Consider the following 7,241-nt stretch of genomic DNA (forward strand, 5'->3'; position numbering starts at 1 on the left):
TCCTCGCCGACCCCGCCCGGGCGCTCGCCGGTCCCGGGGAAAGGCTCCGCCGCGCCGAGCGCCTTCTCGCGGACCCGCAGCAGATGCTCGCGCGGGCTCAGGCGCGCACGGACCGGGCCGCGAACTTCCTCGCCGACCCCGGCGCGGTGCTCGAAAGTGCAGACCGGCGCTTCGGCCGGCTCTCGGCGCAGCTCATGACTTTTGCGGAGACCGCCGAGGAGCGCCGCGCTCAGAGGCTCGGCTGGCCCGAGGAGCGGCTCGAAAGTGCCGTGAGGACAGCGTTCGCGAACGCCGCCCGGGAACTCACGCGCGCCGCGGCAAGACGCCCCGATCCGCTCCCCCGTCTCGGGGTGCTCGAAGCGCGTCTGCGCGCTCAGGAGAGCGCCCTCGCGCTCGCCGACCCGAACCGTCCGCTGCGGGCGGGGTACGCCCGCATCCGCACGGCCGGGGGGCTCGCCACCCGCGCCGGCATGCTCCGCTTGGGGCAGTCGGTGGAGATCGTCTTCGCCGACGGGTCCGCCGCGGCCGATGTCCGCGAGGTGAAGCGCACGCCCGACGGCGTAGACCCGGCAAAGCCCTGATCTATCAGGGGAATAGCCAAAATTGATCGGACGGAATCCGAAACAATTTCGTCGCGTCGAAGAGGCATGTTTTAAGTTTTCTCTTATCGAAAACCTCTGTAAGATAGGCATACCAAAACAACAGACCCGGTCCCCGGGTCGGATTTCAAGGAGATCCCCATGTCCGAATTCCAGCTCCCCGAGCTCCCCTTTGCGATCGATGCCCTTGCTCCGGCGATGAGCGCCGAGACGCTTGAGTACCACTGGGGGAAACACCACCGCACGTACGTCGCGAACCTCAACGGCCTCGTGAAGGGCTCCGAGTGGGAAGGCAAGTCCCTCGAGGAGATCATCCTCGGCGCCAAGGGCGGCCTCTTCAACAACGCCGCGCAGACCTTCAACCACAGCTTCTTCTGGCAGTGCCTGACGCCCAACGGCGGCGGCCGTCCCGAGGGTGCGCTTCTCGCCGCGATCGAGGCGGCCTTCGGCTCCTTCGAAGCGTTTGTCGACGCCTTCAGCAAGCAGGCCGCGGGCAACTTCGGCTCCGGCTGGACGTGGCTCGTGAAGAACGCCGACGGGAAGCTCGAGATCGTCAACACCTCGAACGCCGGCACGCCGCTCACGGCCGGTCAGAAGCCCGTTCTTACCCTCGATGTGTGGGAGCACGCCTACTACATCGACTACCGCAACGCGCGTCCGAAGTTCATCGAGGCCTTCTTCACGAAGCTCGTGAACTGGAAGTTCGCCGAGGCGCAGTTCGCCGCGTAAAGCGACGCTGACGCTCTGAACACGGAAACGGCCCGCCCCGGAGGTTCCGGAAGGCGGGCCGCATTGTCTCCGGCGTTTTCGTCAGCAGGCCGTCAGAGCGGCGGCGTGACGCCAAGGAGCGTCAGTGTGAGCGGCACCGTCACCGCCGAGACGAAGGTCGAGAGGAAGATGCCGTTGCTCGCCCCGCCCTCCTCGGCGCCGAACTCCTGGCTCATCAGGTAGATGTTGATGGCGACGGGAAGCGCGGCAAGGAGCACCGCGGCGTTGGTCTCGAGTTCGCCGAGGTCGATCATCTTCGCGATCACCCAGACGAGGAGCGGCTGCACCGCGAGCTTCATCACGGTCGTGAAGATGCCCTTCGGGAGCGCCGCCGTGAAGCTGTGCTTCGCAAGCCCCATGCCGACCACGACAAGGCACATCGGGGCGGTCGCGCGCGAGATGAACTTCACGCTTTCGCTCGCGAAGAGCGGGAGCTCCCAGCCCGTGAGGCCCCAGGCGCAGCCCGCGAGGATGCCGAGCACGACGGGATTCTTGAAGACGCGCAGCATCGGGCGGAAGACCGCCTTGAAGTCGGTGATGCGCCCCGAGCGGCCGAACTCGACCGAGGCGATCGCCACCGTCCAGAGCAGCAGCACGTTGAAGAGGATGAGGATCGAGACGGTCGGCATCGCGGCCTGGCCGAGGCTCACGTGCACGACCGGCACGCCGATCTGCACGTTGTTGCCGAAGATGCCTGCCATCGCGAGCACCGTCGTGCCCTCGGTCGTGGTGTTGAAGCACTTCTTCGCGCCGATGCGTCCGAGGATGTAGACGATGTGGCAGGAGCCGAAGAAGGCGAGGAGCACGCGCCAGTCGATGGGCGGCATGTTCGAGAGGTCGCTCAGGAGATCGAAGAGCATCACCGGCATCAGGAACCGGAAGGTGAAGCTGCCGAGCGCCTTCGGAACATCGGGCGAGAAGAAGCGGGTCTTCATCATCGCCCAGCCGACGGCGACGACGATGAAGAGCGGTGCGCAGAGTTCGATGTGGTGGAGGAAGAGGGCGAGATTCATGTTCTTGCTTTTATGTCCTGGCGGCGGGTGGCGTCGGGAGACGGTTCCTTGATGTATGCCCGTCGAAGTATGCGCCCGCGCAACCTTCGGCGCGATATAGTGAATGCCCGACTTCAGTTGAGCCGGACCGCGGGGAGGGCATCATTTCCTCCCCGCATGACACGAGTCACCCGATACCCCGCGTAAAGAGAAGAGACATGACCACCGACCTCATCGACGAGATCCCCGCCCCCGAGGCGGACGAAGAGAGCCTTGCCCGCGACATCCAGATGAAGCTTCCCGACTGCCTCTGGCAGCTTGACTACACGTCGCGCTATGCGGCGGGGAAGTTCAACGAGGACTTCGCGGCGCTCGAGACCGGCGAGCGCTTTCTCTTCGGCGTGATCGAGATCCCGTTCGCCGACGAGCCGGGAAGCTTCACCTGGGGCGTCTGGGCCGAGGTCGCGCCCGGGGACCATGACGCGTATCTGCGCGACTTCCAGACGCCGGCGGCCGCGGGCCGAAAGGTCAGGGGCACGCTCGCCAATGACATCCCCGGGAGCCCCGACGGGTTCGGGGCCGCCGTCGAGCTCACGCTCCACGCCGACCGCCGTCCCGCGATCCGCGTGCTCGAAGGCTCGCTCGCGGAGCTCCAGGGCCGCGGCATGACCGCCGCCGAGCACGAGGCCCTTGACCGCGAGCTCTTCGGCGACGACGACTTCGAAGAGGACGAGGAAGAAGGCTCGGTCAACTGATCCCTTCTCCCTGGCACGTCAGAAAAAACAAAAGAGCAGCGGAACGGCCCATGGAGCGCGACATCATCACGGCGACGCACTGGGGAATCGTGAGGGCGCACGTCTCGGACGGGCGCCTCGTCTCCGTGCGTCCTTTCGAAAAGGACGAGGCGCCGTCGCCCAACCTCGACCGCCTGCTTGCGCTCCCCTACTCACCCTCGCGCATTCTTCACCCGATGGTGAGGGAAGGGTTCCTGGAGCGAGGTCCCGCCTCGCGCGACCGCCGGGGCGGGGAGAAGTTCGTCCGGGTCTCCTGGGACGAGGCGCTTGACCTCGCCGCGCGCGAGATCAACCGCGTCTATGACACGTATGGGGCCTCCGCGGTCTTCGGCCGCTCCTACGGCTGGATGAGCGCGGGGAAGATCAATTCCGCGGTGACGCTCGTGAGGCGCCTCCTCAACCTCCGGGGCGGCTTTCTCGAGTGCGTCAACAGCTACTCGACCGCCGCCGTGAGCAAGATCCTCCCCTATGTCGTCGGCACGGGTGACCCGAGGTCGACCTGCTGGGAGGTGGTGCTCGAGCACGCCGAGCGCATCGTTTTCTGGGGCGCGGACCCTGTCGTGACCAATGACGTCGACTGGTTCACGACCGTGCACCCCTATGCGCGCTATCTGCGTGAGGTGAAGGAAAAGGGCATTCCGACGATCGCCGTCAACCCGCTCCGTCCCGAGACCGCGGACCGGCTCGGAAGCCGCTGGATCGCGCCGCGCCCGGGCACGGACTGCGCGCTGATGCTCGGCATGATCCATGAGCTCGTGAGCTCCGGCAGGGCCGCGACCGGGTTCCTCGAGACCCGCTGCGCGGGGTGGCCTGAGTTTCTCGCCTACGTCATGGGCGGTGAGGACGGCGTTGAGAAGACGCCCGTCTGGGCCGCGCGTGAGACAGGGATCCCAGAAGCGGAGATTGTCGCGCTCACGCATGAGCTCGCCGACCACCGCACGATGATCATGATGGGCTGGGGGATCCAGAGGATCCAGTACGGCGAGCAGCCCCACTGGATGGGGTTCGCCCTCGCCGCGGCATTGGGCCAGATCGGACTCCCGGGCGGCGGCATCGGCACCAACTACCACTACTCATCGGGCGGCGCGCCGAAGGCCACCGGGCCTTTCTTAGGCGGCATCTCCGGCGCCGTCGAGCCCGTCGTTCCCGCGGCCTGCCCCTGGCAGGGAAGCCGCGTCATCCCCGTCGCAAGGTTCGTTGACTGCTTCGAGAACCCGGGTAAGACCATCGACTTCAACGGCACGAAGGTCACCTATCCCGACATCCGGCTCGTCATGTGGGCGGGCGGCAATCCCTTCGCGCACCAGCCCGACACGATGCGGCTCGAGCGCGCCTGGAGGCGTCCCGAGGTCGTGATCGTCACGGACAGCGTCTGGACCGCCACCGCGCGCCACGCCGACATCGTTCTGCCGGCCGCGACAGTCTTCGAGCACGACGACATCACGAACGTCGGCTGCTACACGAACGAGGGGATCGTTGCGATGCAGCGGGCGATCGATCCCGTGGGCGAGGCGAGGAGCGACTACTCGATCTTCTCCGAGCTCGCGAAGCGCATCGGTGTCGAGGCGGCCTTCACCGAGGGGCTCGACGAAGCGGGGTGGATACGCCGCACCTGGGACGAGGCCGCGGACAGGGCCAAGGCCATGGGCGTGCCGCTCCCCGCCTTTGACGACTTCTTGGCGAAGGGCGACCACTGGTTCCCCGTCAGGGAAGCGGACCGCCGATACGTGGCCTTCGCGGATTTCCGCGAGGATCCGCAGGCGCATCCCTTGAAGACCGAGAGCGGCCTCATCCAGCTCTGGTCGCCCAAGATAGCGGGCTACAACTATCCGGACTGCCCCGGGCACCCGACGTACCTCCCGGCTTCCGAGGGCCTCAACACCCGCACGGACCCGGAAGAGCTCGCGCTTCTCTGCGTGAAGAGCCGTCGCCGGCTTCACAGTCAGCTTGACGGCGCGAAGCCGGGCGCGGCTGCTTCCGAGCCGATCCCGCCCCGCGAGCCCTGCTGGATCTCGCCCGCGGATGCGGAGAAGCGCGGCATCGCCACCGGGGACATCGTGCTCGTCGAGAACCGCAGAGGCGCGCTCCTCTCCGAGGCGCTCGTCACCGACCGCGTGATGCCGGGCGTCGTCTGCGTCCACCACGGCGGCTGGTTCGACCCGAGGAATTTGGGCGGCCGGCGGATCGACGTGCACGGCAACGCCAACACCCTCACGATGGACGTGCCCACGTCCGCGCTCGCCTGCGGCAACATCGCCTCAACCGCGCTCGTTCGGGTGAGCCGCTGGACGGAACCGGATCCCGGCGTCGCCGTTCATAACGCGCTGGAAGTGACAGAAACGGACTTGAAACCGTCGCCTGATTGCACGCAGTCTTACTGAACCCCCTTCGTGTCACAGAGCAGGTCCGAGGTGAAAAGCGCTATTCATTTCAGGAATAACCGTAGGTTAGTTTTCTATTAAGAGGATGCTGGCGATACGTATACGGTCAAATCCAGTGCGTGAATCTTCTCCCCCGAAAGAGTTAGATCGCTAGAGTTGCGGGACATAACTCATAACTCCAAAAGGAGAAGAAACATGTCCCGGCTCACGCGTCGCGGCTTTCTGGCCGTCGGTGCCGCCGGCACCGCCGCAGCCGTCCTTCCGCATACCGAAGCCGCTGCCAAGCCCGCCGAGGTTCTCCCCGGCAATCCCGCCGCTCTGAAGAGCGCCGCGCTCTTCCCCGAGGCTCCGAAGCTTCTGCCCACCGCCGAGGACATCAGGTACTCGAACACCTTCAGTCTCGGCCGCTCGACCATCAACGAGAACGAGGTGATCACGGCCTCCCGCTGGGGCATCGTGCGTGCCGAAATCCACGGCGGCAAGATGACTCACCTCAAGCCCTTCGAGCACGACTACGCCCCGACCGTCAACATGAACGGTCTCTGCGAACTGCCGTACTCGTCCTCGCGCATCCGCTACCCGATGGTCCGCGAGGGGTACCTGAAGAACGGCCCCGCCTCGCGCGAAAAGCGCGGCGAGGAGAAGTTCGTGCGCGTCTCCTGGGACGTGGCGCTTGACCTCGTTGCGAAGGAGATCAACCGCGTCTACGACACCTGGGGACCGTCCGCGGTCTTCGGCCGCTCCTACGGCTGGATGTCGACGGGCAAGGTCAACGCCGCGATCAATCTGCAGCAGCGCATGCTCAACCTCCGCGGCGGCTTCATCAAGTGCATCAACTCGTACTCCACCGCCGCCATCAGCCGCATCCTCCCCTACGTTGTCGGCACGGGCGATCCGCGCTCGACCTCCTGGGATGTTGTCATCAATCACAGCGAGCGCGTCCTCCTCTGGGGCGCGGACCCGATCGTCACGAATGACATCGACTGGCTGACGACGCTCCACAACTCCTACGGCTACTTCCGTGCGCTCAAGGCCAAGGGCACGAAGACCATCTCGATCAACCCGATTCAGACCGACACGGCCGAGTACCTCGGGAGCGAATGGATCGCCCCGCGTCCCGGCACGGACTGCGCGATGATGCTCGGCATGATCCACGAGCTCGTGAAGAGCGGCAAGGTCGCGACCGACTTCCTCACCAAGTGCTGCTACGGCTGGCCCGAGCTCCGTGACTACGTGATGGGCAAGACCGACGGCGTTGAGAAGACCCCGGCCTGGGCCGCCCGCGAGTGCGGCGTGCCCGCCGAGCGCATCATCTCGCTCACGCATGAGTGCGCCGATCACCGCACGATGATCATGATGGGCTGGGGAATCCAACGCATCCAGTTCGGCGAGCAGCCGCACTGGATGGGCTTCGCGCTCGCCGCAGCCCTGGGCCAGATCGGCCTTCCCGGCGGCGGCATCGGCACGAACTATCAGTACTCCTCGGGCGGCTCGCCCATGGCCACGGGCCCGTTCCTCGGCGGCATCTCGGGCGGCACGAAGCCGGTGAAGCCCTCGACGCTCCCCTGGAAGGGCAGCGAAACCATCCCCGTCGCGCGCTTCGCCGACTGCTTCGAGAACCCGGGCAAGACCATTGACTTCAACGGCACCAAGGTCTTCGAGCACAACGACATCACGAACATCGGCACCTACTCGAACGACGGCATC

The 7,241-nt window shown here is 66.0% G+C and carries 6 protein-coding genes; 5 read left to right on the top strand and 1 reads right to left on the bottom strand.

The features are described from left to right. A partial coding sequence (locus Q4F91_RS12285) for an exodeoxyribonuclease VII large subunit (RefSeq protein ID WP_303338013.1) occupies nt 1–581 on the top strand: 581 nt, incomplete at its 5' end. Between the two features lie 159 nt (nt 582–740). After that, a complete protein-coding gene (locus tag Q4F91_RS12290) occupies nt 741–1,328 on the top strand; it encodes a superoxide dismutase (RefSeq protein ID WP_303338014.1) in 588 nt (195 codons plus the stop codon). 92 nt (nt 1,329–1,420) lie between these two features. Here Q4F91_RS12290 and Q4F91_RS12295 read toward each other — a convergent pair whose 3' ends face one another. Further along, nucleotides 1,421–2,380 carry an AEC family transporter gene (locus Q4F91_RS12295; protein WP_303338015.1) on the bottom strand — a complete coding sequence of 320 codons (960 nt, stop codon included), beginning with the start codon at nt 2,378–2,380 and terminating at the stop codon, nt 1,421–1,423. Between the two features lie 197 nt (nt 2,381–2,577). On the opposite strand from Q4F91_RS12295, the gene Q4F91_RS12300 reads away from it, so the two are divergent. The 3 genes from Q4F91_RS12300 to Q4F91_RS12310 form a co-directional block, all read left to right on the top strand. Further along, nucleotides 2,578–3,114, top strand: coding sequence for a DUF2199 domain-containing protein (locus tag Q4F91_RS12300; RefSeq protein WP_303338016.1), 537 nt, complete (start codon nt 2,578–2,580; stop codon nt 3,112–3,114). A gap of 50 nt (nt 3,115–3,164) precedes the next feature. Next, nucleotides 3,165–5,534 carry a molybdopterin-dependent oxidoreductase gene (locus Q4F91_RS12305; RefSeq protein WP_303338017.1) on the top strand — a complete coding sequence of 790 codons (2,370 nt, stop codon included), beginning with the start codon at nt 3,165–3,167 and terminating at the stop codon, nt 5,532–5,534. 195 nt (nt 5,535–5,729) lie between these two features. Then, nucleotides 5,730–7,241: molybdopterin-dependent oxidoreductase (locus tag Q4F91_RS12310; protein WP_303338018.1), on the top strand; the 1,512-nt coding region annotated here is incomplete at its 3' end.

The organism is Sutterella sp., from assembly GCF_030539355.1.
GTDB lineage: Bacteria > Pseudomonadota > Gammaproteobacteria > Burkholderiales > Burkholderiaceae_F > Sutterella.

Excerpts from the sequence above, each read along its gene's own strand:
- Q4F91_RS12305 (WP_303338017.1), top strand. The coding sequence starts at position 3,165 with ATGGAGCGCGACATCATCACGGCGACGCACTGGGGAATCGTGAGGGCG.
- Q4F91_RS12295 (WP_303338015.1), bottom strand. The coding sequence starts at position 2,380 with ATGAATCTCGCCCTCTTCCTCCACCACATCGAACTCTGCGCACCGCTC.
- Q4F91_RS12290 (WP_303338014.1), top strand. The coding sequence starts at position 741 with ATGTCCGAATTCCAGCTCCCCGAGCTCCCCTTTGCGATCGATGCCCTT.
- Q4F91_RS12300 (WP_303338016.1), top strand. The coding sequence starts at position 2,578 with ATGACCACCGACCTCATCGACGAGATCCCCGCCCCCGAGGCGGACGAA.